Below are 26,722 nucleotides of genomic sequence, written 5' to 3' on the forward strand. Positions count from 1 at the left end.
ACTGGCAGTACCAGAGAATAATCGAACCTTGGGTGATCTGTTATGCAGCTATTACTTCATCGCGCGTTTATTCCGGTCGTTTTGCTGGTTGGACTGCACACGAGTGCAGCGCTGGCCGCAACCACACCGCTCAAAAAACTCCAATCAACACTCGAGCAGGGACAATATGAACAGGCTTATGCATTAGCGCAAGCACAGTTCGACACTGCCGCAGGCGAGCCCGCCTTTGATTTTCTCTACGCCAGGGCCGCACTCGAAACAGGCCATTACAACGAGGCTGTGTTTGCCCTTGAGCGTGTGCTTGCAGCCAAACCCAACCACCAGCCCAGCCTGTACCTGCTTGGCCTGACTTACAACAAGCAAAAGAACTACTCGCAAGCCGCCACGACACTCAATTCGCTCCTGAACACGCCCCTCAGTGATGAATTCAGACAACGGGTAACGCGCGCGCTGGCGGCCATTGAAGGCAATCTCGCCAGCCTGATACAGGAGCTGAAACACCGGGTTTCATTGGCGCTGGGCCACGACAGCAACGTGAACAGTGGCACCACAGATGACCGCATAGTAATTGGTGGCCTGCCCATTTTGCTCGATGAAACTAGCCGCGAAGCGTCGGATTCCTTCGCCCGCGCCAGTTATCGCTTTGATGGCCGCTGGCAACAAACCCAGCACCAGACATGGCGAGCCAATCTACAGATATCAGATCAACGCCATCAGGACAGTGATGAATTTGACCGAACTCAGCTCAGCGCGAACCTCAGCTACATTCAGGACATTGCGGCCTTTCAGCTTCACATGGGCACCCAGCTGGGCGTAATGTCACTGGACTCTGCAACCTATCAGCAAGATGCTGGCGTCTTTAGTGCACTGAGATATGCCATCAATGAACACTGGGCAGCGACCATCAACATGAGCGCGTTTAATCTGAATAATGTCCGGGACAGCGCACTCGACAGTCGCTTGTATACCTCAGGGCTGGCCCTCAGCCGGGCAGCCCGCAACTGGCTGTTGCGCCTGAGCGCCGGTTACACCTGGCAACCGGCAAGAACCCCTGAAGGTGAGCATTTTGCACGCGACTACAGCCATTTTAGCGCCTCTTTGGTGTATCGACTCAACGATGCCCACCGCCTTAATGCCAAAGTGCAATACCGGGATATTGAACACCGTGCCGCGCACCCTTTCTTTTTACAAGTACGGGACGAAACACTCCACATCGCACATCTGGGCTGGCACTACCAGATAACCCCGGCCTGGAGTCTGGAAACCAAGCTGGCTTACTACGACAAAGACAGCTCACTGCAACTGTACAGTTATGATCGTACTGAATGGTCCTTAGGAGTACATTATGATTTCTAATTCTCGCATCCGCTGGCAGCCACTCAGACACAGCACTCATCTGACCCTCTTATTATCCGGGTTGCTCTTTGTTCCCATTAGCCAGGCTGCGCCGGCAGGCAAAACACTGATGTCTCGCGGTCAGGTCGTGGCGACAGCCAGTGACAGCGCCGAGCAACGCGCACTGAAACGTCGCAGTCCGGTCTTTGATGTAGACGTGGTGAATACCGGACAGCAAAGCAATGCTCAGCTGCGTATGCAGGATGGGGCTTTAATCGCCTTAAAAGAAAACACCCAACTGATCATCAATGAATATAGCGGGTCTTCGGAAGAAGATGGCTCCGTTGTGATGGAATTAGTAACTGGCGGGCTGCGCACCATTACGGGCAAAATCAAAGGCAACAAAGACAATTATCAGCTCCGCACCCCGGTAGGCAGTATCGGGATCCGGGGTACGCACTACGAAGTTGAATGGCAAGGAGATACACTGCTGCTGGCCGTGTGGGACGGCACCATTGAGGTCAGTGTCAACGAGGAGCCGCTGCTGCTTGGGCAGGAAGGTAACTTTTCCTTTGCCAGTGTCAGCCAAAGTGGTGAAGTAACGCCCTTACTCGCCCCACCGCAACAACTTACCCGGCTCACACCAACCAGCCAGGACGCTGCCAGCGGTACCAACTCAGATGAGCAAAGCGACGACGGCAACACTGAGAATACCAATGCGGAACTAGATGACGCTCCAGCTGAGGCGACAACACTGACCATAGCGCAAGCCCCGGTCGCCACCCCGCCTGCGGCTCAGGAAGCTTTTGAAGCCGCCTTGCCAGATGTTGGTCGGGACATCTCAGAAAACAGCTTTATTACCGAAGAGAACCTCGACACAGTGGGGATCGATCCCCTTGAAGATTTACTTGCTGAGCGTACAGGAACAGCGCTTTACACTGCGCTAGAGCGCGCCGAGTTTAGCTCGACTGGCGGCGCAATCAGCAACATCCAAATGCAGATCAGCGTCGATTTCGACAGCGGCACAGTGCCACAAGGCGTCTTGTCGTTTAACGATCAGCAGGGTGAATGGTTTGCCGCCTTTAACGGCCTGATCGACGCCAGTGGCATGACGCTGGGTGTCAATTTCGCCTCGCACGGGCAAAACCTGGCTGAAGGCACTATCGAGACCCAATTCAGCGATGAGCTGAACAAGCTACGTGGCAATTTTAATTTGAACGAAATTGATGAGCCGAGTGTCACCGCTTCTGGCTTGTTTATTTTGAGTCAACCTTAAGGGGGATGGGGGATGAAGCGCTCGCAATTACACCAAATGGGCATTCTGACACTGTTTTGTACCGGGCTTTTAACGGGTTGCTCAGGCGATGGTGACGACACCACAAGCACAACACCTAAGCAAAATACGACCACTGAACCACCAGCCCAGGATAACAGCGCCGATCAGCCAGATGCACCATCAGGCCAGGCCAGTTTGATCCCTTTTGACTATCAGCCCAGATTCGCGAACCGTAACCTCGCAGCGCGTCAGGTGGTCAATACACAATTCGTAAACGGAACGGGTAACGTCCTGTTCCCCGTTACACAACGTACCTACCGGGGTAATCTTACCGTTTCTCTGGATGCCATCACCGATCCGGAAGGCGTCAGCCGTGTGCTGCTGGGCTTTGACAATGCAGAGCAAGCACAGGTTTTATGCGATGGTAATTGCAGCGACCCATTCGCGTTTACCGAAACAGGCATTAACCCGGCTAATTTTGCGCAGCAGCCCGGCAGCCTGCAATTACAAGTCTGGGTAGAAGACAATGGTGGCAACCTGACCACAGTAGCCACCCAACAAATTAGCTGGTTGCCACGCAGTATCGCGTTTAACAGCACGCCACGCAGTGAAGGAAGCGCGGCACTGGATTGGCAACCGCTGCCCAGTTTCTTGCGTTATAACGCGTATCTGGCCGAATCACCCATTGATGATGTGCGCAACATTACCACCTTACCAGGTGGCCAGCGGGTCATTGCCTTAACTGACTCAACACACACCTTCAGCGGCTTAGATCCACAAAAACACTATTACACCCGTATCACCGGCATTGATGGCAGTGGAGAAAGTGCCTTCAGCGAATCGCGTATGCTGGCGGCCTCCAACCTGATCACACCCGTCGCCGTTGCAGACAGCTTTAGTGGCGTTCAGTTTGAATCACTCTCGGGCAACCTGCTGAACAACGACAATGCCAATGGCCTGGAACCACTGACCTTAGTCACCACAGCAGTACGCGATCCACAAAACGGTACACTGACTCTATTTGCCGATGGGCGTTTTACTTATAACCCCCGGGAGAGCTTTTTTGGCACCGATGGTTTCCGCTATCGTATCGTAAATAGCCAGGGCGTCACCGCCGAGGCCGAAGTCACTTTAGTCATTGAGCGTGTTAATCAGGACCCGATCGCCTTTGACAATCACTATGCGCTGGAACAAAACAGCGAACTCACCGTCAGTGGCGCCGGGCTGCTCGTAAATGACATAGACTTCGATGGCGATGCACTCACGGTGAACACCACGCCTGTCACCGATGTACAAAATGGTACCCTGACACTCAATGCCGATGGGAGTTTTAACTACCAACCCAACTCTGACTTTATCGGCACAGACAGCTTTGAATATCGGGTAGAAGATGGCAATGGGGGCTCAAACACGGCCACTATCACACTGCTTATAGAAACCGAAGTCAGCAATTTTCCGCCTGTCGCAGTCAATGACAGTTATCAGACAAATGAGGATGAACAGCTGTTTGTCGACCTCCCTGGAGTACTGGAAAATGACAGTGATGCAGATGAAGATACACTGACATTATCGATCATTGAGCAACCTCTGATGGGCACACTGGAGCTCAGTGACACAGGGAGTTTCCGCTATACCCCGCAACAAAACAGTTATGGGCAAGACTATTTCGTCTATCAGATTGATGATGGTGCAGCCAATGTGCAGGCTTTTGTGCTGATTGAGGTCAGCGAAGTCAATGACGCGCCTTTGGCTAACGACGACAGCGTTGAAGTCGCACAAGGGCAACCCATCAGTATTTTAGTGGCAGCCAATGACCAGGATATTGATGGCAGTCTGAACCCAACCAGCCTGACGCTGCTCGAAGGGCCCAGTCATGGCGACGTGAGCCTGAGTAATGACCGCACCCATTTCGTTTATCAGAGCGAACCGGACTACCGGGGTAGCGACAGTTTTACCTACCAAATTCAAGACGACAGGGGGGCAGCGTCCAATGTAGCCAGTGTCTTTATTGAGGTCACAGGAGACAACCAGCTACCGGTTGCAGTGAATGACAGCGCCACAACGACTCAGGAGGTAGCGGTTGCCATAGACGTACTGGCTAATGACAGCGACAGTGACGGCAGCCTGAACTACAACAGCCTCACTGTGGTCACCGCCCCGACCAACGGCAGCGTGACACTGGATACCGTAGAGCTGAGTGGCTTTATCTATACGCCGCAAAGCGGCTTCTCAGGCAGTGACTCTTTTACTTATCAGGTACAAGACAATGAAAGCGGCCTTTCTAACACCGCGACGGTCACCATTACGGTTGAACCACTTAATCAGCCACCGGTTGCCGTGAGTGACAGCGCCACAACGACTCAGGAGGTAGCGGTTGCCATAGACGTATTGGCCAATGACAGCGACAATGATGGCAGTCTGAACTACAACAGCCTCACTGTGGTCACCGCACCCACTAACGGCAGCGTGACGTTGGATACCGTGGAACTAAGCGGCTTTATCTATACGCCGCAAAGCGGCTTCTCAGGCAGTGATTCATTTACGTATCAAGTGCAAGACAATGAAGGCAGTCTTTCCAATACTGCAACCGTCACCATTACGGTTGAACCACTGAATCAGCCACCAGTTGCGGTGAATGACAGCGCCTCTGTCGAAGTCGCCCAGTCTGTCACTATCACAGTGTTGGACAATGACAGTGATGCCGATGGCACACTGCAAGCCGGCACCGTCGAGATAGTACAAAGTGCGCAAATGGGCACCACACAAGTCAGCAGCAGCGGGGAGATCATCTATTTTCATACCGGCACCTCAGAGGGAGAAGACAGCTTCACCTATCGAGTGCAAGACAACCAGGGAGCAGCCTCCAACACTGCCACCGTGACCGTTACTATCACAGCGCCGGATACCACCCCGGTGGCCGTCAATGACAGTGCACAAACCGATAAAAATGAGAGTGTGGGCATCGCCATCCTGAACAATGATCAGGCCAAAGGACGCGATCTGCTGATCAATAGCATTATGGTTGTTACTGAACCGTCCCATGGCAGTGTCTCAATAGATTCAGCCAATGGCACAGCCCTGTACGTCCCCCAGTTTAACTTCGTCGGCAGTGATAGTTTTGGTTACGTGGTGAGCAACGACCTGGCCGAAACTTCCAACGTTGCGACGGTCACCATCACCGTAAACGACAAAAACTACGCCCCCACTGTAGAGCCCGGTTCAACAGAAATCGAGACGGATATCAGCAGTGGAACGCTTGTGTTGCAGATCAGCGCCTCTGATCCAGATGGCGACTCCCTCACTTATCAGCTGTCGGGTAACAATGCGACAATTTTCTCGGTCGATACAGATGGTAAAGTCACTGTTGCCGATGCCGAGCTGCTGGCCAGCAATGGAGAGCAAACCTATACCCTGACCGTGACAGTCTGTGACTCTGGTACACCTCAGCTTTGTGCACAAAGCGAGATCACTATATCCGTCACACAAGCTGCGCCGAGCTATATTGCCTCCAAGCGCAGCGAGTTTGGTGATGATGGTAGCCTGATGGTCGTGCTTAATGCCAGCCAGGAATTTCATACACCCGGACAAACTCTGCTGCAGGCCGACGGCAAAATCATTAGTGTCGGATCGGTGGGTCATCTCAATGACCTTGCCGGGCGCAATATTCACCGTGCTTATGTCAGCAGACAGCTCAGCGACGGTCGCCCGGATCGTACTTTTGCGGCTTATGGCAACTTCCAGAGTAATTTTAATATCGAAGTCGAGTCTGTCCCACAGGATGTCTGGGCAAAAATAGCAGCAGTTGATGAACAGGGACGTATTTATGTGGCAGGTTACGTCAATTTCTTAAGCTCACAGCAATTACTCGTATTCCGTTTGCTCGGCGATGGGTCACTGGATACCAGCTATGCCAATGGCAATGGGTATATGACCTTACCTTTGGGCAGCAATGTTTTTGTTACCCCCGTTGCCATTGCGCTGGAAGACAATGAAACCCTCACTGTCTTGAGTAATATCAGAGCCACCAGCACCGCCACAACAGGCACAGTGACACTATCTAGGATCACAGCTCAGGGCGAGGTCACCACCACCCAAACGCTGGCTGAAACGCCCACCAAGAATGCACGGGGCATGGTCACTTTGCCTTCTGGAGACTATCTGGTGTACGGCGAGATCACTTCGACCGAAACGGGTGAGGATGTAATGTTAATGCGCCTCACACAAAGCACGCTGGCTCCGGATAGCAGCTTTCAGAACAATGGGCTGCTACAGCTCAACATCACCCCTGTTGATGGTGAGCTACCGGGCACGTTATACAATGATACGGCCCGACAGGTGATTCTGAAAGACAGTAACACGTTACTGGTGACCGGTCTGACTACGTACGACCCATTCGAGGATCTGCGATCTGTTTATCTATTACAATTAACAACAGACGGCGTGCTCGACACAGCCTTTGCAGGCAGTGGTTTGCGCACCTACCCGGTTAACGAGCTACCATCAGACTCGTCTTTGGATCTGACTTTCCATAGCGCTTCTGGTTTATCTCTGCTCACCGAAGGCGATAACTATTATATCGCGCTGAACCGGACTGATGGACCGGACGAACAAGTGGTGCAAATCATCAAAGTAGGTCTGAGCGGCGCGGTTGACACCAGCTGGTTGCCAGGCAGTAATGGATTTAGTATCTACCATGCTAACGGGCTAAAACTTTCGAATATGCTACAGACTCAAAGCGGGTTATTACTTAGCGGACAAAAGAGCACTCAATTGAATGCTGACACTGTAGCCCACCAATGGCTTGCTGAAGTCACAACAAGCGCCGAGTTTAACCAAAGCTTTGCATCATTTGGGCAAGGCTTGGTTAATGTTGGTCGTCGAGACGAAACCTTTGCCGTCGGGCAAATATCCACCTTTAGTGCGTCACTGGGGCACCTACTGCTTGGGGGCCAGGCAGCAACCTGGCAAAGTACACCACAAGCCGTGCCCTACGTACTCAAACTGGATGCCTCAGGCCAGCGAACCAACACATTTGGTAATTTGGGTCTGACATCCACACTGCCCTCAACCAGTATGGGGGCCATGTCCAGTGCCACAGTTGGCGCGATTAATGAAGACAGTACAGGTGCTGTCATGCTGAGTGCATCCGGCAATGTGTCTGTTTCTATCGGCGACGAACAAGCTATTGCGACGGTAAACAAGTTCAGTAACCTGGGCGCATTGGATAGTAGTTTTGCCAATAATGGTGTGCTGAGCCTGATTGCCAGCGAGTATCAAGCAGAGTCTACTGCACTAGAGCTAACTCAGCTAACAACGCTGCCGAGTGGGAATATTCTGGCCCTTGGCCAGGCAACCACCAGTTGTTATGTGCACAGTATGGCCTTTGTCATCCCCAGCTCTGGAAGCTTGCCTGATCACTTTAATTACCCCATTCCTAGTGGTTACAGTTGCAGCCCCAATGCACATAAAGTGTCTATGATCCATACTGTAGGAAGTAGCCTGGTCGGCGTTGGCCAAAGTCAACCGGGGCCGACGGCACCTCAACTGCTACTCGCCAAAGCCAATGAAGCAGGCGTCCCAGATACCAGCTTCGGCACAGACGGCCTGGCGTTACTCGATATCGGTCTGAGTGTGGGTGACGACATCACCATGAGGGGCTCAGTGGTGGATGCCAGCCAGGGCTTTATTGTCTTTGGCCATGCAGGCACAAAGAACTTTATCGTTCGGGTGACTAGTGCAGGCGCACTGGATACCAGCTTTGCGGATGGTGGTGTACTGATGTTTGAACAAATATCCGGTGAAGCTGTGCTGATCAACCAGGCCTGGATCGAAAGCAACGGTAAATTATTGTTGTTCGCCCAGGCAAGCAGCTCTAAATCCCTGTATGTCGGTCAGCTATTACTGAGTGAATCACCGGGAAGCTGGGATACCAGTTTCGATGAAGATGGCACACAGCTATTCAATAGCGCAGTCAGCGGTGAGCTGAAAACCGTCATACAGCACAACAGCAGTACAGAGTTTACCTTTGTGTTGCAACAGTCCTCGCCCGCCAGGGTGAGTTTACAAGCCGGCCAGGTCGTTCAACAGTGACGAAGTAAGTTAGCAGTCACCAAAGGGTTAGGTATGAAAATAAAGTTTTATGGTGTGCGGGGGTCCACCCCCACACCGGGGCCAACAACCGTCCATTATGGCGGTAACACTGTGTGTGTAACCCTTGAAAGCGATGCTGGTAAACGTATGATCCTGGATGCGGGGACCGGGCTCAGAATACTGGGCCAGGAGTTGATGCATACCCGTCAGCCTTTTTACATCTTACTAAGCCACAACCATTGGGATCATATTCAGGGCTTTCCGTTTTTCATTCCCGCCTACATTACCAAACGCCAGATCACCATTGTACCTGGTGTCACAGAAGAGCATGCCCCTGATGCCATTTTAAAGCAAATGCAGGGGAGTTATTTTCCTGTACCACACAACACCTTAGCGGCTGATATTCAGATAACCCCACAAGTACAGGACCAGTGGCAATATGAGGACTTCAACATTCGCCGCTGCGCGATGAACCATCCAGGTGGTGGCAGTGCTTACCGCATTGCGGCTGACGGTATCGACGTGGTATACGCCACGGACAATGAGCTGAACCCGCCTGGCCTGCCCGTTACGTCATTTCAGCAGTGGGTTGATTTTGTTAAAGACGCAGACTATTTGATCCACGATGGCCAGTTTGTACCGGATGATTACCCGCTCAAACACGGCTGGGGACATTCACTGATCAAAGATGCGCTGCTTCTTGCCGAACAAGGGGCCGTAAAGCATCTTGTGCTGATCAGCCATGATCCGGACCGCAGCGATGCAGCACTGGATCAGATAGCCGCTGACATTCAGCGCCAGAACCGGCCTTTCAAAACCATTCTGGCTCGCGAGGGATTAACACTGCCATGAGCCTTCCGCGATTATGGCGTAAATATTATCAGCAATGGCTATGCGGCCTCTTTCTTATCGCTCTGTTTATCGCCTTGCAATTGCTCACATTATCCCCGGCCTCGCCCTATGGCGACGCTTTAAAACGCCTGGAAGGCCTGGGCTACGACTTGCGTTTGAAGTCGACTCTGTCTCTGCAATCGCGCTCTTTTTTACCCATTGTGATTGTCGATATCGATGAACCCAGTCTCAAACAAGTCGGCCGCTTCCCCTGGAGCCGCCATGTGATGGCACGTTTACAATCTCAGCTGGCAGATGCGGGCGTAGCCGTCATTGCCTACGACATCTTATTTTCAGAACCGGAACTGAACCCGGCCCGGCAAGTGCTCAGCCATCTTGATACGCAAACCTCAGCCAATGTCTCCCACACGTTACACGCTCTGGCCCCAACCATAGATGCCGACAAAGCATTTGCCAGCCGCTTACAGGAAACCGACACTGTACTTGGCCTGCTGTTCGAACATCAGCCTGATATTCTCGTCGGCACGTTACCAGAGACCATTTTTTTCAGTGCCATTCCTGCTACCGTGTTGCCCGTCCCGGCCTTTGCCGGACATGTTGCCAATGTCTCAGCATTACAACAAAACAGCCCGGGCAGTGGCTTTATAAACAGCGCCCCGGATAGCGATGGTTTCATTCGTAACTCGATGCTATTGGCCAAGCACCAGGGACAGCTTTATCCTGCATTGGCGCTGGAAGCAGCGCGACTCTATACCATGGCTGAACAAGTCGAGGTGGTCACTAAACCCTTTGGCACCGGGCACAGCGTTGAGGGAATACGCCTGGGTACAGCGCTTATTCCAACAGATGACTACGGCCGCGTCAACGTCCCTTATCGGGGCCCAGCCTTCAGCTTTCCATATGTCTCTGCAGCTGACGTTCTGAACGGCCAGATAGACCCGGAGCTGTTTGATCAGGCCATTATCTTTGTCGGTACGTCCGCGGTTGGTCATGCCGATCTACGAACGACGCCTGTGGGTGTCCAATATCCCGGTGTTGAGGTGCACGCTAACGTGCTAGAGGGCCTGGTTTTTCCAGAGTTGTTACCGAGCAGACCCAACTGGATGGATGGGGCTGTGATTATGCTATTGCTGTTACTGGGCCTCCTGTGCGTATTTATTTTGCCGCGCCTCGAAGTATTAGGTATTGCAGTCTTTACCCTCTGTGTGAGCGGGTTGTTTATCGCACTGAGTGCGTATTTATGGGTCAAACTCAGGCTGGATTTACCTCAAGTTGCGGTACTGACCATGTTGATTAGCCAAGCCATGATCCTGGGCAGCCTGGGGTTTGTCAGGGAGCACAAAGAGCGACTCCAGATAAAATCGATTTTCGATCAATATGTCCCGCCTGCCCATATTCAGGCGATGTTAGACAACCCGGACAGTGTGTCTATGGAAGGGGAAAAACGTGATATCACCGTGCTGTTTGCTGATATTCGCTCCTTTACCACTATCTCTGAATCCCTGGATGCAGGTCGGCTCAAGTCTTATCTCAATCAGTATTTCTCGCCCATAACACGGATCATCTTCGAGCATCAGGGCACCATAGACAAATATGTGGGCGACATGGTGATGGCATTTTGGAATGCCCCCCTGCCAGTTCAGAAGCACCCCGAACTGGCGGTACGCTGTGCCATGGCGATGCAAGAGCAGGTAGATGCTCTGCAAGAACCCATGCGTCAGCAATCATTGCCTCCGTTTAAAATTGGGATTGGGCTCAATACCGGTGATATGAATGTGGGAGACATGGGTTCTGAATATCGTCGCGCCTATACCGTACTCGGCGACGCCGTGAATTTGGGCTCCCGGCTTGAAGGTCTGACTAAATACTATGGGGTGGGCATTCTCATCAATGAAACGACGCATGCGCAATGCCCAGACCTGGTATGTCGCCCCATTGACAAGGTCAAGGTCAAAGGCAAAAACCAGGCCGTCACGGTATATGAACCGATTTGCAGTCACGAGGCATTAACCCCAGATATACGTGAAGAACTGGACGCCCATGAACAAGCCTGGTCACTTTATTTATCACAACAATGGCAGCAGGCTCAGGCAGCTTTTACTAAACTTAAAGAACGCTCACCAGAGCGAAAAATCTATACGCTACTTAGTGAGCGGATCTTGGTCTTACAGGCTAACCCGCCCGGTGAGCAGTGGGATGGCAGCTACACCCATACATCGAAATAGCAGGTGAGTTATGGAACAGCATATTCGAAACATCGCAAATAAGTTTGAGCAGGCAGGCTCACAGGTCGCGCTGCAACACCTGCTCAAATTGGCCATTGAGCTGGCATCAGAGCACGATACAAGTCGACTTCTGGAGAACATCCTGCTTTCGGCTATGGAGCTTAGCGCAACCGACGGGGGGACCATCTATTCCGTCACTGAGGACATGCAGCTGCAGTTTGCCACACTGATAAATGGGCCATTGGACCTGCACATGGGCGGCACCTCCAATCAACCAATTCCTTTTCCTCCGATCCCTATCTACTTGGACAATGGACAATGCAACGAAAGCGCTTTAGTCGCACTGGCTGCGGCAAAGCGGGAAATGATCAAGATAGACGACGTATACGAATGTGAAGAATACGACCTGTCTGCAGCACGAGCGATGGATGCTAAAACGGGTTATCACACGCAGTCTGTGCTTACCATTCCTTTGCTCAATCATGAACAAGAACTCAATGGGGTGCTACAACTGATCAACCCACACAGTAAGGGCGAAATAGTCCCTTTTTCCAGACAGCAAACCGATATGATTTGCTCCATTGGCGCCCTGGCCGCTGTGGCACTGACAAACCGGCAGCTTATCGATAGTATGGAGACCCTCTTTCAAGCCTTTACCCGTCTGATTGCAAAGGCCATTGACGAAAAATCGCCTTATACCGGTGGTCACTGTAGACGCGTGCCTGAACTCACTATGATGATTGCGGAAGCGGTGCATGACGCCACGTCAGGCCCTATGGCTGACTTCTCCATGACGCAAGCCGATCGGGCCGAGCTGTCATTAGCGGGCTGGCTGCATGATTGCGGAAAAATCGCCATTCCTGAATATGTCATGGATAAGGCCACCAAACTTGAATCGGTAAACGACAGAATCGCGTTAGTCGATGCCAAAATTGAGCTGGCAAAACGTGACCTTGAACTCGACTATACGAAACGTATTTTTCGTTTTGAACGGGATGATGACCAAGCCCAGGTCAATCATCTTAGAGTTGAATTGGAGGAAAAACTCACTCAACTAGAGCAAGATCGCCAATTTTTACGACATGCTAATATCGGCGGCGAATTCATGCGCGACGAAGACCAGCAACGCGTTAAACACATCGCCGAACAAACATCCGTGCGGATCGGCACTGAGATACAACCCTTATTAACTGAAAACGAAGTCTATAATCTGAATATTGCGCGCGGCACGTTAACTGCAGAGGAGCGCAGGATCATCAATCGCCATATGGATATCACACTGGAAATGCTCGAAGCACTGCCCTTCCCCAAACATTTGCGTCGCGTACCCGAATTTGCAGGCGGTCATCATGAAAAGATGGACGGCACGGGATACCCAAGAGGGTTAACACGCGAGCAAATGTCGATCCCCGCCAGGATTATGGCCATTGCCGATATTTTTGAAGCGCTCACAGCAGCAGATCGTCCCTATAAAGATGCGAAAAAGCTGAGCGAATGCTTGTTCATTATGGGGAAAATGAAACTAGGCGACCACATTGACCCAGACTTGTTTGACGTCTTTGTCGATTCGAAAGTGTATTTGAAATATGCACACCAGTTCCTCAAGCCTGAACAAATTGATGAAGTGGCGCACGAGCAGATCCCGGGCTATGTAAAAAAACAGGGCTGAAAAACAAAGGCCAATATTGGTGGGTATTGACCGCTAGCTGTGACGACTTGTTGTTTAACAGCCCCATATTTAATGGTGACATTATTATTGTTGTTATTTTTTAATTTGGAATACGATCTTCCTTTTACAGCAAGCAACACCTGTTAATGCTATTGATGAATCTAACCAGCGATACAGCGGCAGTAGGTCCGCTGCATCGCCGGCAATCACTCCTTGATTCTCATCGACCTATCCTTGTAACAATCCAGAACACTGACAATACGAGTGGCAGGCAGTCACTCTGTGCTTCCAACACTATTCCTGTTGCTCTCCCTGTGTTGGCCCGGATCTCTATTATTATTATTATTTCACCTGCTTGTTGCATAAGGTGCAACATATACACTCAGAAAGACTACATAACAATCTGAGGTACATCCTGAGCTAACACCAAACTCTTTACTTTCATTCCTTCAGAGCCCGGCACTGACTTATTCCTTTCCTTGCAAGAAGTGCGTTGTCTGCATGTCACTTGCCTTCCTTGATAGTGCTGGCAAACCACACCAGGTTGCAGACTAAGTTACAACTTTTCATCAGTCCCTGTCCGGTTGTTGCTAACTCGGATCAAACTATAGAAATTTATCTCAATTTTCTAAACAACTGTTACATCTCTTTTTTATAACCAAAAAAAAATAAGCCATTATATCAATGGCTTATTTTAAATTTATTGCTGAATTAATTGAATTTTGAGTTAACGCAAAATTTTGTCATGCGGTTTTTCGCAGTCTAAAATTCCACAAACCCAGATAGGGTTTCGTGGGCCTGTTTCGTCTGCGTACGTAGAAAATGACCCAGCAACAGAGAAAAGAGAGATAATGGTGATACTGATTATTTTTTTCACACTAATGATCCTTTTGTTTTTTGTTAAGTAGAGCGAGCAAGGAGAATAGAGCTAGGGTGGGCGACCCAAACACTCGGCCCCCTTTCAGGTATAATCTTAGTGATCTATTTTAATTGTTGCAATAGAGGTGTCATTTAATTGCACCGACAGTGAAAGGACTTTATCTCCACCTATATTTGTCGCTATGGTAGGGTAAAGAGCAAAAAAGCGCTCTTCATAAACGAGATGCAAGTCCGTCTGCCAGTTTAGTTTGTGCAGATAAGTGTTACGTTCATCAAACGCCGTCCAGATAATATGCTCACCCCGGACGTACCAACGGCTAATATATCTAAAGTCAATTGGATGATTCAATGCTCTTGCCGGGCCGGTAAGAGTAGGTAGATAGAAAAGCTGTGCATCAATTGGCTCAGCGGCGATAAAACCAGTGCCTGCCGGGCGGATAGAGCGATACCCGGATAACAGCAGACTACTGATTTTAGAAGCTATATTATAGCTTTGTATTTCCCACTCACCCGCAACATTTACCCCGTAGTAGATAGCGCTGCCGTCTGTACTAAACGCAGCATCGCTGCTGGTCTCCATAGATGAGGTAATATAACTAACCTGACTGTGTTCAAACGAGTAAAATGCCAGCTTGGGACCTTCCTTAAACAAAATCCCACCGGCCTGATACGATACATCCAGTAATTCGACATTCTCATCAGAGCTGTAATAAGAGTCAATCTCTCTGTTGCTCATCGCCATCCTGCCAATGGTTGTGATCCCATTTCTTAAGTGCATCACCCATCGATGCTCAGCTGACCGTTCGTCATATAGCATAGCGACAACCTGAGGCGCGGTATTGATAATCTGCTGAACTTCTAATTGCGGGACGAGTTGATGTTCTATATACAAACGCTTCGCCCGGCTGAACTCTTTTTGCAGCAACACAATATCTGCGCCATCATGGGTATCAAAGCTGCGCAGCAACATATCGCCATCTTCGATCAATCTGATTTGCTCCCCTGTCAGACTGTCAACCTGGAAAAGCGCGCCTGTGGCCATAACCAGCAAAGACGTATTGTTTTTCCATTCAACGCCGTACAACTTGTGTTTAGTGCTGTGAATCAAGGTTTCTTCTTTTGTTTTTAAATCAAACAACAAGATGTGGAACTGACCTTTGATCTTTTTTATCAATGCCAGTTTCTGTTTATCCGGTGACAAGCTAACATCAAACAATATTTCACTTGCATCACTTGGGGCCAGCATGCGCAAGTATTCTCGTGTATGCAGATCAAGCGCGTACAGTGTCATTTCACTTTCCAGATCCACTAACATAGGTAATAGCAGCTCTGATGCATGGCGACCACGGGAAGGATCCCCTACCGCAACCACACCTTCTATCAGGGTAATCCTCCCTGACTCAGGTTCAGACAAGGTCAATGGCAACAACTGAACAGACGTTTTTCCACCACTTAAATCGCTGTATATTATAACTTTATCATTCTGGGCAAACTGCACAAGCGCAGCATTATTAGCATGATAGGTAAGTTGTCTGATCTTGTTATTTTGCCTGTCAAGCAAATATACCTGTCGGTCTTCCTCAATAGACGTACGGCCAGAAAAGGCGATATATCGACCATCCAATGACACCGATAAGTCATATTTTTCGCCATTAAACTCCGTCAGTTGGTCAAGATCGCTAACATTAGCCAACTGACTATCTAAAACATACTTCACAATGGTGTCATACTTAGTCCAACCAATCGTCGCAGAAAGAAATATAACCATTACTATCAGAAGTTTATAAGTGAAGCTCGATGATTTATCTGGGGTAGAGGGCTGGCCTTCAGCAGGGTTTACAGGCGCTTCAGATACACTGTTTGATGCCTCCACAGGCCCACAGTCAACCTCCTCAGCAGGCGATTTAGCAACCTTCATTTCTTTTACAGGAATGGCCGGGGTCTCTAACGCGTCAACAGGTTCAATATCGCAAACTAACTTGTAACCGCGCTTTGATACTGATTTCACATAACGCGCATTCGCAATATCAGTGTCATCAAGGATCAATCTGAGCTTTTTAACGGCGCTGCGTACCGCCGTATCCGATACCACGCGATCTGACCATACTTGCTGGTGCAATTCTTCTATGCTCACATATCTGTCTTTGTTTTCATACAGATATAGCAACAACGCCATTACCTTAGGTTCAATAGCAACCTCGTTGGCATCGCGATATAAAACCTGATCGCTCAGATCCAGAACAAACGCTCCGAGTTTTGTCAGTTTAATATCCAGTATCGAAGACATGGCATCCAATCAAAGTGGTCAAAATTTCCAGTTCTTGATGGACGATTAGACAGCCGAGTCCGGCGCACAAGTACTACGCTTCAGGCCCTCTCGGATACCTCAGGCAAGGCATTATCCCAATAAATGAGAGTATTCTAAATTTTCAAATCGTCACAACGCATTAGACTAACAGGGAAAAGAAATGAAGTTCAACTAAAACCTGACAAACACATAGCAACTCAGGTTAAAACTTATTACAAATATGACTAATCATTTCCATTTTCGCAATTCAATGCACTAAAGGTCACTTGTTCGCATAAATGATTCACACTTGCACTTATTCCACAAGCTGACCACTTTGCTTTCAAGAGACCTTTTATCACTGACTTAAATGCGTCTGCGGACACGGTTCATCGACTCACTGGCCACATACATTCGCATAGATATAGATTGCGTCGCTCCTGGCAAAACTGATTGCTACCTTGTCCTGAGAGATAAACGCCGCAGAGGTCGGTGCCTGGGCGCCACCTACATCAAGTTGTGACAAATACTGCCAATGGGTACCACTTTTACGTTTAAAAATATAAACCTGATCCGCAGACTCAGATAACGCCAACATGCAATGTCCTGCAGGGCCAAATGCCAAACGTGACACAGCAGTCAGCTTTTGGTTATCTGACACCTTCAGCTCTGTAGAGGGTATATAATGACCCTGTGGATCAGGAGAATAGATAAATACACTGCGCTTATCCGCCACGAACAAGCGCTCAGTTCCTGGCGAAAAAGTCACAAATACAGGCTCAATCAACGCTTTTGGGTACCCAACAGGCAAGGTTTGTTGCAACTTAAGCGGCTGTGTATCTGAGACCTCAAACAGCGCAATTTGATTTGCCTGCATGCCCGCCACGGCGACTTTCAGGCCGTTATCAGATTGCGCGACCGACACAGCGCCACCCAGCGCATTGACCTGCTCAACCCGAATTGTCTGACGTGTGCTCAGCTGCCCCTGTGAAGACGTCAATTGCACCAACGCCTGCGACACATTTGCCGCCACATAACTGATACCAGCGGCATCACCAACAATAGCATATGGCCCTAACAGAGCCAGCTTATCCTCTTGTGTTGAAATGGGCTTACCTTGTTTGAACACGCGCTGGATATCAATTTGGTCAGATAAATCAGACTGCAAAATCAATTTATCACTACGATCCAACCGAAACTGAGCAACCGCACCACTGTAAAAGCTAACAACCTGAATATCCCTGTCAGCCCCCGAAAACGTCATATCCGATGCACCTATAAGCGTACCGCGAGCGCGCTCACCTGATATCATATCCAGCATAGTCAAAGCGTTATCATCGGCAACACGATATGCAGTCAATGCATCATCATCCGCACTGACCGCATACAGTATCCTGTCTGTGTCATCAAATAACAGTCGCCGAACATTATCCAGCCCATCGATGCCATTTTGGTTATCTACATAACGATGCAGCAAAGCAGTGTCTTCAACTGGCTCATCAGACGTTGCGCATCCAGCTATCAAGCTGCTCATACCAAATGCGACAAAAAGCCCCACCAGACAGGGCTTTCGTTTTCTATTTGCCAATAACATAGTACTCCTTTGGGATAGGTATTTAAGTGGCTGTATTAAATTAAAAAACGTCAGGCTATGCGCTAGGCATGGCCTGACGCACGTACTAAGACGCTTTAAATCGCTCCCTGTCTTTCACTATCTGCTTAACCAGTTTGCCAAACGATTTTTCTTTGGCACGCCTTTGCGCCATGGTGGAAGTATTAAAGGCATTTTCTCGGTTCAACTTAAGGTAGTTATTCAACCGCCTTTGACTCAGCTCGCCGGATTCAATCGCGCGATGTACTGCACATCCGGGCTCCTGATCGTGCTGACAATCGTTAAACCGGCATAGCTCACTAAGCAGTTCTATATCAGCAAATGCCGAGCTGATCCCCGTATCGCAACCACCCAGTTGCAACTCCCGCATCCCCGGCGTATCGAGCAACAAAGCACCTGATGGCAAGGTAACCAACTCCCGGTGCGTGGTTGTGTGTCGTCCTTTACCATCGTCCTCACGGATCCTGCCAGTTTGCTGATGGTGTGCCTTCATCAACGTATTTGTCAACGTTGACTTACCGACGCCCGATGACCCCAGCAATACGACTGTCTGGCCTTTGGTGAGCCAGGGAGACAAACGTTCAGCACAGTCGGACGCTTGCGTGTTTAGTGCCAGCACATCCAGGCTGGGGTCAAGCTCGCGCACCATAGTGAGTGCCTGATCCGTATGGTCAACCTGATCGGCCTTAGTCAGCAGAATGACGGCTTGTACGTCCGAACTGTGCACCAGTGCCAGGTAGCGTTCCAGTCGGTTCAGATTAAAACCTTCATTTAGTGAACACAAAATAAAGGCAGTATCGACATTTGCCGAGATTAACTGCCACTCCCGCTGTGTCCCTGGCGCCTTACGTTTGAAACAACTTTGCCGCTCCAGCAAGCGGATATATCGTTGCTGATTGTCCAGCAGTATCCAGTCGCCAGCGGCGAGTGTATCCATGGCAGGTGTTACTGGCAGAGAAAAGCTCCCTGTGTCGCTTTGCACTGAAATACAGCTTCGATGTACCGAGGCTACACGCACAGGACAGACATTACTCCACTCTTCAAGTGAAAGCTGTTGTTGAAAAAAGGGTGTCCAGCCTAAGCTGGAGAGTAACTGAAAGTTGGTCATGACGACCCCTTAACAATGATGTTAATACTTGAGAAAGGGGCTGAGTGCCCCGGTAGATACCGGGCGAAAAGAAGTGCTGGCTAGACTAAATTTAGTTAGTTGAGGTCAGTCTGCCCGGTCGGTTTGGTTACTATCATCATTGTCCTCCTGGGTGTTTTTCCGTCAATTCCGACTTCATCATATCGGATCGACACACAGAGTCAATGTCTCCCTGAGGGGCGTTGAAAGGGTATCATACCCCAACAATCAATATCTTACCTTGCGCCATCCCCTCTCGCTCACAGCTTAAATCAATTCGACTATCGAGTGGATACTGGTATAAGCGCTCCAGTTTGGGGTGGGTTTTAGTGAGGAAAGAGCAGCTTCTGACAAACAAACTCATTTTGCTTTGTTTATCGACGAATGCATACGCCGTTTTGGCCAACGCCTCTTTGCACGCCGCCATAATTTGGGGATTCACTTGATTTAAATGAATGGCTTTGTGTGCCTCTTCTTGTGGGATCACTTGCAGGCTGCTGGCCAACACACACGCCGCATAGATATCTAACACCCCAATCACCCGAGGTTTCTGACTGCCCCGCTCAGCATAGACCACCATCATACACGGCACTTTGCTTTCATCCAGTTGCTGCGCTTTGATGGGTTTTAACACAAGTGAGTTACTGATGTTTTTTTGCATCAACCGCTCAAGTAAATCGGTTTTCGGCAAAGCCAGCTCCTCTCTGAGGGGAACAGCTTCATCCTCCACAATCACTTCATTGGCTTCCTGCTCCAGCACCAGAGGCATAATGGCGCTACGCAGGGCATCATCACTGAAAGGTTTAGACAGGAAAAAAGCACAACCCAACGAGGTCGCATAATCAATCTGCGCCGTATCATCGACAGTGGAGATCATCGCCACGGGGAGCTCAGGGTGGCTGACACGCACTAGCTCAAGCAACTCAATACCGGTTTTATCCGGCATGTGCCAGTCGGTCAATATAATTTGGGGCTGCCAGCTGGTGATCTGTGCCAACGCATCATCGACACGGCTGGCACACTTCAAAAACAGCTTGCGATACTCAAACTGTTGCAAGGCCCGCCGGATGATCTCACAGGTCGCATGGCTGTCGTCAACGATCAGAATTTTCACTCTTTAGCCTAACGCAATTATTCTTCTTCAGTATAGGCAGAATTTTGAACGAAAACTAAACTTATCTTATTGATAAACAAAAGCGGCGTATCTCAGCTTATGGTTCCTCTCGAAGTTTACCAATACGTAGCACTGAATGTAGGGCTTTTGATCCTGGCGGCCTGGTTCTATATTTTGTTGTTGATTTTAAGAGAGTTTCGTCATTTTGCCGGGGCTTTTTTGAACCACAAACAAGGGGCACCAGCCAATGATGAACTACTTGCACAGTGCCGTGAAGCCGTGGCTCGTGCGAGTCAGTTTTCTCAGCAACATAACCAGACCATCTCTGAGCTTTTGCAGGTGCAAATGACGCTGGAAAATCAGTTGTCGCAGATCCGCGCATCCACCGCGGATCACATCACCAAAGAAGAGCAAGGCTCCATCAATGAGTTAAATAAAAAGCTGATCCGCTCTCATAAGCTTATTAAACGCCTCAAAGGCGAGCTCGACAACAGTGACAAAAAACTCCAGCACGTCAGCTCCAAACTGGAACATCAATTCCAGTCTACCGATACCTTGCGCCAGGCGAACACGCAATTACAAGAGGAGCTGGAACAACTGAAGCAAAACAAAACCAGTACCTCCGCCAATACCATGAGCGATCAGCAAACTCAAACATTGCTCAACCAGTACAAACGTCAGATAGAGGAGCAGAATCAGTTGATAGATCAACTCTCCGTAGACCATGAAGGAGATGACAGCAGTGCAGAGGTGACTGCCCTGAAAACGGAGCTTGAACAAACCCGGCAAAAACTGAAGCACCTGAGTAAAGAGAAAAATTTTGTGGAAAGTCGTTACCTTGAAGCCATTAAGCAGACTAAACCTGAATAACGACTCTCCAGTCATGGCAGGTCATCTATACTGGTTATGGATGTATTGGTATCACCTCAACGCACTGATACCGGAGGGTTGACAGTGACTACATTAAGGCGTGTATGGCCTGCAATTCTGATTACTTTATTGTTATATACTGACCTGATTGCCAGTCAGAGTTGGGCCGCTGCTCCAATTTCTCAGGGAAATATAGAGCAAACACAAACAACTAGGGTAAACACACCGTTTTTCGACACCGGTGAACTGATTTTTCAGACCATAGGTGACAATGAGCAAATCCCCAAAGGGGTGGTCACCGCGCTGGCTCAGGACCGGGATGGATTTATCTGGATCGGTACCCAGTTTGGCCTTATCCGTCACGATGGCTACCGGTTTGTGCCTTTTCAACATGACCCGCGAGACCAGACGAGTCTGTCTGGCAATTTTGTACGTACGTTATGGACCGCTCAGGACGGACGGATCTGGGTCGGCACCTTCTCTGATGGCGTGTCTGTTTATGATCCCAAAAGTGGCCAATTCAGTCGCTTTGCACATCACCGCTGGGCAACAAATAGCCTGCCTCACAGCACAGTGCGTTCACTGACAGGCGATAATCAGGGTAATGTGTATGTTGCCACAGACAACGGGCTGGCGCATATCCAGACACAAACAGGCCAGGTAACGCGGCTGCGTGTTGAGGGCTGTGATATACCACTGCAACAACCCAGGCTCCGCTCAATCTTACTGACAGACACAAATACCATGTGGCTGGGCAGCAAAAGTGGTTTGTGCCACATCACCTTACCTGCTTTACGGGCAACTCAGAATGTCGACTGGCAGCAACCACTGGCTGGTAAAACGCTGCCAGCCTTTAATCGTCAGAACGTATTTCGACTGTTCCAGGCGACGGATCGATCCATCTGGATTGGCACCACAGATCATGGCGCGGCCTTTTTCATACCCGGCTCTGATCAGGTCGGGCGGATCACGCATCGCCCGGATGATCCCTCCAGCCTCAGTTATCACTGGGTCAACGGCATTGCACAACCCAATGACCAGGAGATCTGGCTGAGCACGTCCGGCGGCGGCATCACCGTGGTGGATGCCACAACCGGCGCGGTAAAGCGCCATATTCGTCATGATCCCCTGAACCCCCACAGCATTAACCTTGATTCTATGGGTGCCCTGCTCGTTGACGCGTCCGGACTTATCTGGGCAGGCACTTGGGGCAACGGACTCAATCGCCACAATCCCCACAATGGCGCGTTCAGAACCTTTGTCCGACGACTCACCTACCCACATTCGCTAAGCCATGTCGATGTCCGCAGTTTTGCCGAGCTCAGTAATGGCATGATATGGGTTGGCAATGCGCAAACGGGGATCGACATCATAGATCCGCAGATCGGCATGGTGGCCGGCCACCGCCCCGATCCATCGGATCCAACCAAACTCGCCGATGGCTATGTCCGGACGATCCGCCAAACCTTTGATGGCAATATCTGGGTCGGATCGGCAAACACCGGGTTATACCATTTTGATCCTGATACCCAGCATTTCACGCGCTTCAGCAAAGCAGATGGCCTGCCCGGCGATCAGGTTTTCACCTTGCAAGAAACACCTGGCGGCCAATTGTGGGTTGGCACTGACGAGGGGCTGGCCCTCATGAACATTAATACACACCAGATCCAGACCTTAAATCACTTCACTGATCACACCATTTTGCCGGGAAAATCTGTGCTGAGTATGACCTATGCGGCCCCCAATTACCTGTGGGTAGGAACCCGCAATGGCCTGTTTGTGCTCGACTTAGACGCGCACAGTGTCACCGAGATCAGTGCCCAGGCCGGTACCACTGAGACCTTGTCAGACAATTATATCAATAGCCTGCTGATTGATAGTAAGGGACACCTACTGGTCGCCACGCCCCACGGCCTTTATAAGCTGGTTCACTTTGACGGCCACCACGCCCAGTTCGAATCGCTGGATCAATTAGTGGGCAGACCAACCGGCACCGCGGGTAACCTGCTGGAAGATGATCAGGGACGTCTCTGGAACGGCTATGGCTGGATAGACCCCGTGCATCGCCGCTTTGCAGACTTAAGCGTCGCCGATGACTGGGATACCGGAACCATATGGACTGGCTCCTACATTAAGCTGCGTAATGGCACTTTACTGTTCGGCGGTACGAAAGGGATCCTCTTGTTACGTCCTGAACTTTGGGCCTCCTGGGACTATCACCCTCCCCTGGTGATCAGTGAACTGGCGATCAATAATTACCCCGTAACCAACACAAACCAGCTGACCCTGCAACCTAATACCCACAGCTTTTCCGTCGAGTTTGCAGCACTGGACTATACGGCACCACACAGCAATCGCTATGCCTATCAGCTCATAGGTTATGACGACGACTGGATCCAGGTGGATGCCAGCAAGCGCCATATCACCTATTCACAATTACCACCTGGCGACTACCAGCTCAGGATTAAAGGGAGCAACCGCAAAGGTCAATGGAGCCAGCATCAGCTCACTCTGGCGATTACTCAGTTACCAGCCTGGTATGAGACCTGGTGGTTTCGCCTGGGGCTACTGTTGCTGATCACCATTTTGTTATACCGGGCGTATCTATGGCGGATAAGAGAGCTTAAGCAGCAACAAGTTGTGCTGGATAACCTGGTTCAGTCCCGCACTGAAAATATCACCATGCTGGGCACCATAGGCAAAGACATCACCTCCACTTTAGATCTCTCGTCGGTGCTGGAACGTGTCTATAAACATGTCAACGAGTTGATGGGCGCAGACGTTTTTGTAGTCGGCATCCTGGACACCGAAAATCAGCGCATATCCTGTCGACTGGCGATTGAAAAAGGCCAAAAGCTACCCGAATTTGAATATACTTTGTCCGACACTCAGCGCCCCGCTGTCTGGTGCGTCACCCATCAAAAAGAGCTCAGGGTCAATCAGATCAGCGAACTGACGCAGTTTGTTAACCACATTGCAGCGCCGGTCAGCGGCGCAGAGAGTCAGTCGCTGGTTTACCTGCCACTGATTATTGATACCCGGATCATTGGCTGCCTGACCGTGCAGAGCTTTCAGCCACATGCTTTCAGCGACAACGATGTGCAAATGTTGCGCACAATAGCTAACTACACCGCCATTGCCCTAGCAAACGCCGACGCTGTAGCCCAGCTTGAGAGTACCTTTAACCAATTACAAACAGCCCACGAAGACCTCAAAGTTACTCAGCAACAACTGGTACAACAGGAAAAAATGGCGGGACTGGGCCGCCTGGTCTCCGGTGTTGCCCATGAAATTAATACGCCGCTTGGGATTGGCATTACGGCTGGTTCTTATGCGAGTAAAGCACTGGCAGAATGCGAGCAAAAACTGGCTGACGCACGACTTAGCAAGGACAATCTGGAGCAATTTTTTGCCACACTAAAAGAAAGCCTGCAATTGCTGGAATCGAACCTAAATCGAGCAGCACAGCTGGTGAAAAACTTTAAGCAAGTGGCTGTGGACCAGTCCATAGAAGAGCTCAGTACCATAAACCTGCCGGATTATCTCAGCGATGTGCTGACCAGTTTGCACCCCAAATGGAAGCACTCTCAGGTCACGGTAAAAACCGATTTTCCGGCAGAGGCCCGCTTGTCCACATACCCGGGGGCCATTGCCCAGATCCTCACAAACCTGGTCGACAACGCCATTAAACATGGATTCGATGATGGAAAACAGCCCGGTACTCTCTGCATTACGGTTAACAGCCAATCGCAGCAGCTCACCTGGACGGTATCTGATGATGGCACCGGCATGAGCGAAGAAACGCGGGATAAAGTCTTTGAGCCATTTTACACCACCCGACGCAGCAGCGGCGGGACCGGGCTGGGGATGCACATTGTCTTTAATATCGTGACTCAAAAGCTCAAAGGCACCATAGAATGCCAAAGCGAAGTCGGACAGGGGTGTCGTTACACCATAGTGCTCCCAATTCAGTCGGCCGACACCAATGCAGACTAACATCAGGTAGTAACTCGCATTTTCTGAGAGCACGCTGTTAGCATTGTCAGTGCATCCGCACATGTGCTCAAGCCATGCCGTCAAGTGCCGTTCGGCACCTGATTAAAGATTGACTTTTGATTATTGCCCGAAGGTTCTGTTCAAGGTACATTCGTACGCTAAAAGAACAAAAATCATCAACCTTCGCAAGTTGCCATACTACTCACAGGCTAGGTAAATATTATGAGTTCGGAGCAAACACAGCCAGTCAGATCTATCAAACTGGCCGCATTTTTTGACATTCTTCCCCTGTCCATTGCCGTGATCCCCTGGGGGATTTTGTGTGGTTCGTTGGCCATTCAGATTGGCCTCAGTCCGTTGCAATCGCAATTAATGTCGCTGCTGGTCTTTGCCGGCGCAGCACAACTGTCTGCGTTGACGCTGACAGGTGCCAGTGGGGGTATCGCGACCATTTTGGGCAGCACTGCTGTGATCAGCTCACGCCACTTGCTCTACTCTGCAACTTTTCGCAGTCATGCAATGGGCTTACCCTTACATCACAAAATGCTGATGGCCTTTTTGCTCACCGATGAAATGTTTGCTGTGACCGAGAATAAACGTAAAGAGCTGGGCTACTTTCCACTCGACTATGCCTTGATCTCTGGTGCCACTTTCTATGTTATCTGGAACCTGTCCACACTGGCTGGCATTGTGGCCGGCACCAGTATTCCGGATCTCGACAGCCTCGGACTTGAATTTGCCATTGCTGCCACCTTTATTGCCATGGTGGTGCCCAATATAAAATCATCCCCAGTGCTCGTGGCGGTGCTGGTATCCGCCGGTTGTGCCGTGCTGTTTCACAAGTTCGAGGTGCCAAACGGCCTGTTGTTGTCTGCGCTGATCGGCATGGTGGTGGGCTATCGCTTAGACAAAGAAACCAACTAGGAGGCAAACCATGAGTTACGATCTGATTTTATTAATGGCGCTGATCACTTTCTTTATGCGCTACGCCTTTTTTATGGAAAAGCTGCCCGTCAAACTCGACCTGAGGGTGCAACGGTTTTTAAGTTACACCGCGCCCTGTATTTTGACCGCGATGGCGGCACCAATAGTATTTGGCGAAGTGACATTCAATACGCATGATCTTGCCAACCCCTTTTTGCTGGGGGGAATACTGACCATCATATTAAGCCTGCTGGTGAAAAACACCCTGTTCGTTGTATTGGCGAGTATGGGCATCTTCTTCGCACTAAAAGCCCTGTTATGAATACATATAATGACTGACCTAACTATAGTGAATAGCGAATTTGGCGGTTAATGCAAGCTTCGATAGAACATCACCCAAAAACAAAGTAGCAACATATTTGCATCAAGTGTTGAATTTAATAAATGCATACCGAATAATATTGTTT

The 26,722-nt window shown here is 49.9% G+C and carries 14 protein-coding genes; 10 read left to right on the forward strand and 4 right to left on the reverse strand.

Features of this window, described 5'->3' with window-relative positions; translation table 11 throughout:
* Window positions 1-42: 42 nt before the first annotated feature.
* The 6 genes from AT705_RS11650 to AT705_RS11675 are packed head-to-tail and all read left to right on the forward strand — an operon-like array spanning window position 43 to window position 13,447.
* Window positions 43-1,356, forward strand: a complete 1,314-nt coding sequence (locus AT705_RS11650; RefSeq protein WP_058796710.1) for a tetratricopeptide repeat protein — start codon at window positions 43-45, stop codon at window positions 1,354-1,356.
* Complete coding sequence (locus AT705_RS11655) at window positions 1,346-2,611, forward strand: FecR family protein (RefSeq protein ID WP_058796711.1); 1,266 nt, start codon at window positions 1,346-1,348, stop codon at window positions 2,609-2,611. Before AT705_RS11650 ends, AT705_RS11655 begins: the two co-directional genes overlap by 11 nt.
* Before the next feature lie 12 nt (window positions 2,612-2,623).
* The gene (locus AT705_RS11660; RefSeq protein ID WP_058796712.1) at window positions 2,624-8,701 is read left to right on the forward strand and encodes an Ig-like domain-containing protein; all 6,078 of its coding nucleotides are present in this window, start codon (window positions 2,624-2,626) and stop codon (window positions 8,699-8,701) included.
* A 33-nt stretch (window positions 8,702-8,734) separates the two neighbouring features.
* Window positions 8,735-9,553, forward strand: coding sequence for an MBL fold metallo-hydrolase (locus AT705_RS11665; RefSeq protein WP_058796713.1), 819 nt, complete (start codon window positions 8,735-8,737; stop codon window positions 9,551-9,553).
* Window positions 9,550-11,778: a CHASE2 domain-containing protein gene (locus tag AT705_RS11670; protein ID WP_058796714.1), complete on the forward strand. Its 2,229-nt coding sequence runs from the start codon at window positions 9,550-9,552 to the stop codon at window positions 11,776-11,778. Before AT705_RS11665 ends, AT705_RS11670 begins: the two co-directional genes overlap by 4 nt.
* Before the next feature lie 10 nt (window positions 11,779-11,788).
* Complete coding sequence (locus tag AT705_RS11675) at window positions 11,789-13,447, forward strand: HD domain-containing phosphohydrolase (protein ID WP_058796715.1); 1,659 nt, start codon at window positions 11,789-11,791, stop codon at window positions 13,445-13,447.
* Between the two features lie 973 nt (window positions 13,448-14,420).
* Here the strand turns inward: AT705_RS11675 and AT705_RS11680 are convergent.
* The 4 genes from AT705_RS11680 to AT705_RS11695 all read right to left on the reverse strand — a co-directional run bounded on the left by AT705_RS11680 (window position 14,421) and on the right by AT705_RS11695 (window position 20,465).
* Window positions 14,421-16,613 carry a winged helix-turn-helix domain-containing protein gene (locus AT705_RS11680; protein ID WP_058796716.1) on the reverse strand — a complete coding sequence of 731 codons (2,193 nt, stop codon included), beginning with the start codon at window positions 16,611-16,613 and terminating at the stop codon, window positions 14,421-14,423.
* Between the two features lie 397 nt (window positions 16,614-17,010).
* The gene (locus AT705_RS11685) at window positions 17,011-18,207 is read right to left on the reverse strand and encodes a YncE family protein (RefSeq protein ID WP_058796717.1); all 1,197 of its coding nucleotides are present in this window, start codon (window positions 18,205-18,207) and stop codon (window positions 17,011-17,013) included.
* 85 nt (window positions 18,208-18,292) lie between these two features.
* Window positions 18,293-19,333, reverse strand: a complete 1,041-nt coding sequence (gene rsgA / locus AT705_RS11690) for a ribosome small subunit-dependent GTPase A (RefSeq protein WP_058796718.1) — start codon at window positions 19,331-19,333, stop codon at window positions 18,293-18,295.
* A 232-nt stretch (window positions 19,334-19,565) separates the two neighbouring features.
* Window positions 19,566-20,465, reverse strand: a complete 900-nt coding sequence (locus tag AT705_RS11695; RefSeq protein WP_058796719.1) for a response regulator — start codon at window positions 20,463-20,465, stop codon at window positions 19,566-19,568.
* A 99-nt stretch (window positions 20,466-20,564) separates the two neighbouring features.
* Here AT705_RS11695 and AT705_RS11700 point away from each other — a divergent pair, with 99 nt between their 5' ends.
* The 4 genes from AT705_RS11700 (at window position 20,565) to AT705_RS11715 (ending at window position 26,577) form a co-directional block, all read left to right on the forward strand.
* The gene (locus tag AT705_RS11700; RefSeq protein ID WP_082669070.1) at window positions 20,565-21,335 is read left to right on the forward strand and encodes a hypothetical protein; all 771 of its coding nucleotides are present in this window, start codon (window positions 20,565-20,567) and stop codon (window positions 21,333-21,335) included.
* A gap of 84 nt (window positions 21,336-21,419) precedes the next feature.
* Complete coding sequence (locus AT705_RS11705; RefSeq protein ID WP_167551986.1) at window positions 21,420-25,331, forward strand: two-component regulator propeller domain-containing protein; 3,912 nt, start codon at window positions 21,420-21,422, stop codon at window positions 25,329-25,331.
* A gap of 222 nt (window positions 25,332-25,553) precedes the next feature.
* Entirely contained in the window at window positions 25,554-26,255 is a 702-nt protein-coding gene (locus tag AT705_RS11710) for an AzlC family ABC transporter permease (RefSeq protein ID WP_058796722.1), read from the forward strand.
* Window positions 26,256-26,265: 10 nt separating this feature from the next.
* On the forward strand, window positions 26,266-26,577 hold the full coding sequence (locus tag AT705_RS11715) for an AzlD domain-containing protein (RefSeq protein ID WP_058796723.1): 312 nt from the start codon (window positions 26,266-26,268) through the stop codon (window positions 26,575-26,577).
* Window positions 26,578-26,722: the final 145 nt, after the last annotated feature.

It is taken from the genome of Pseudoalteromonas rubra (genome assembly GCF_001482385.1).
Classification (GTDB): Bacteria; Pseudomonadota; Gammaproteobacteria; order Enterobacterales; family Alteromonadaceae; genus Pseudoalteromonas; species Pseudoalteromonas ardens.

Coding starts and splice junctions, on each gene's coding strand:
- AT705_RS11650 (WP_058796710.1), top strand. CDS start 43: ATGCAGCTATTACTTCATCGCGCGTTTATTCCGGTCGTTTTGCTGGTT.
- AT705_RS11655 (WP_058796711.1), top strand. CDS start 1,346: ATGATTTCTAATTCTCGCATCCGCTGGCAGCCACTCAGACACAGCACT.
- AT705_RS11660 (WP_058796712.1), top strand. CDS start 2,624: ATGAAGCGCTCGCAATTACACCAAATGGGCATTCTGACACTGTTTTGT.
- AT705_RS11665 (WP_058796713.1), top strand. CDS start 8,735: ATGAAAATAAAGTTTTATGGTGTGCGGGGGTCCACCCCCACACCGGGG.
- AT705_RS11670 (WP_058796714.1), top strand. CDS start 9,550: ATGAGCCTTCCGCGATTATGGCGTAAATATTATCAGCAATGGCTATGC.
- AT705_RS11675 (WP_058796715.1), top strand. CDS start 11,789: ATGGAACAGCATATTCGAAACATCGCAAATAAGTTTGAGCAGGCAGGC.
- AT705_RS11680 (WP_058796716.1), bottom strand. CDS start 16,613: ATGTCTTCGATACTGGATATTAAACTGACAAAACTCGGAGCGTTTGTT.
- AT705_RS11685 (WP_058796717.1), bottom strand. CDS start 18,207: ATGTTATTGGCAAATAGAAAACGAAAGCCCTGTCTGGTGGGGCTTTTT.
- rsgA (WP_058796718.1), bottom strand. CDS start 19,333: ATGACCAACTTTCAGTTACTCTCCAGCTTAGGCTGGACACCCTTTTTT.
- AT705_RS11700 (WP_082669070.1), top strand. CDS start 20,565: ATGGTTCCTCTCGAAGTTTACCAATACGTAGCACTGAATGTAGGGCTT.
- AT705_RS11710 (WP_058796722.1), top strand. CDS start 25,554: ATGAGTTCGGAGCAAACACAGCCAGTCAGATCTATCAAACTGGCCGCA.
- AT705_RS11715 (WP_058796723.1), top strand. CDS start 26,266: ATGAGTTACGATCTGATTTTATTAATGGCGCTGATCACTTTCTTTATG.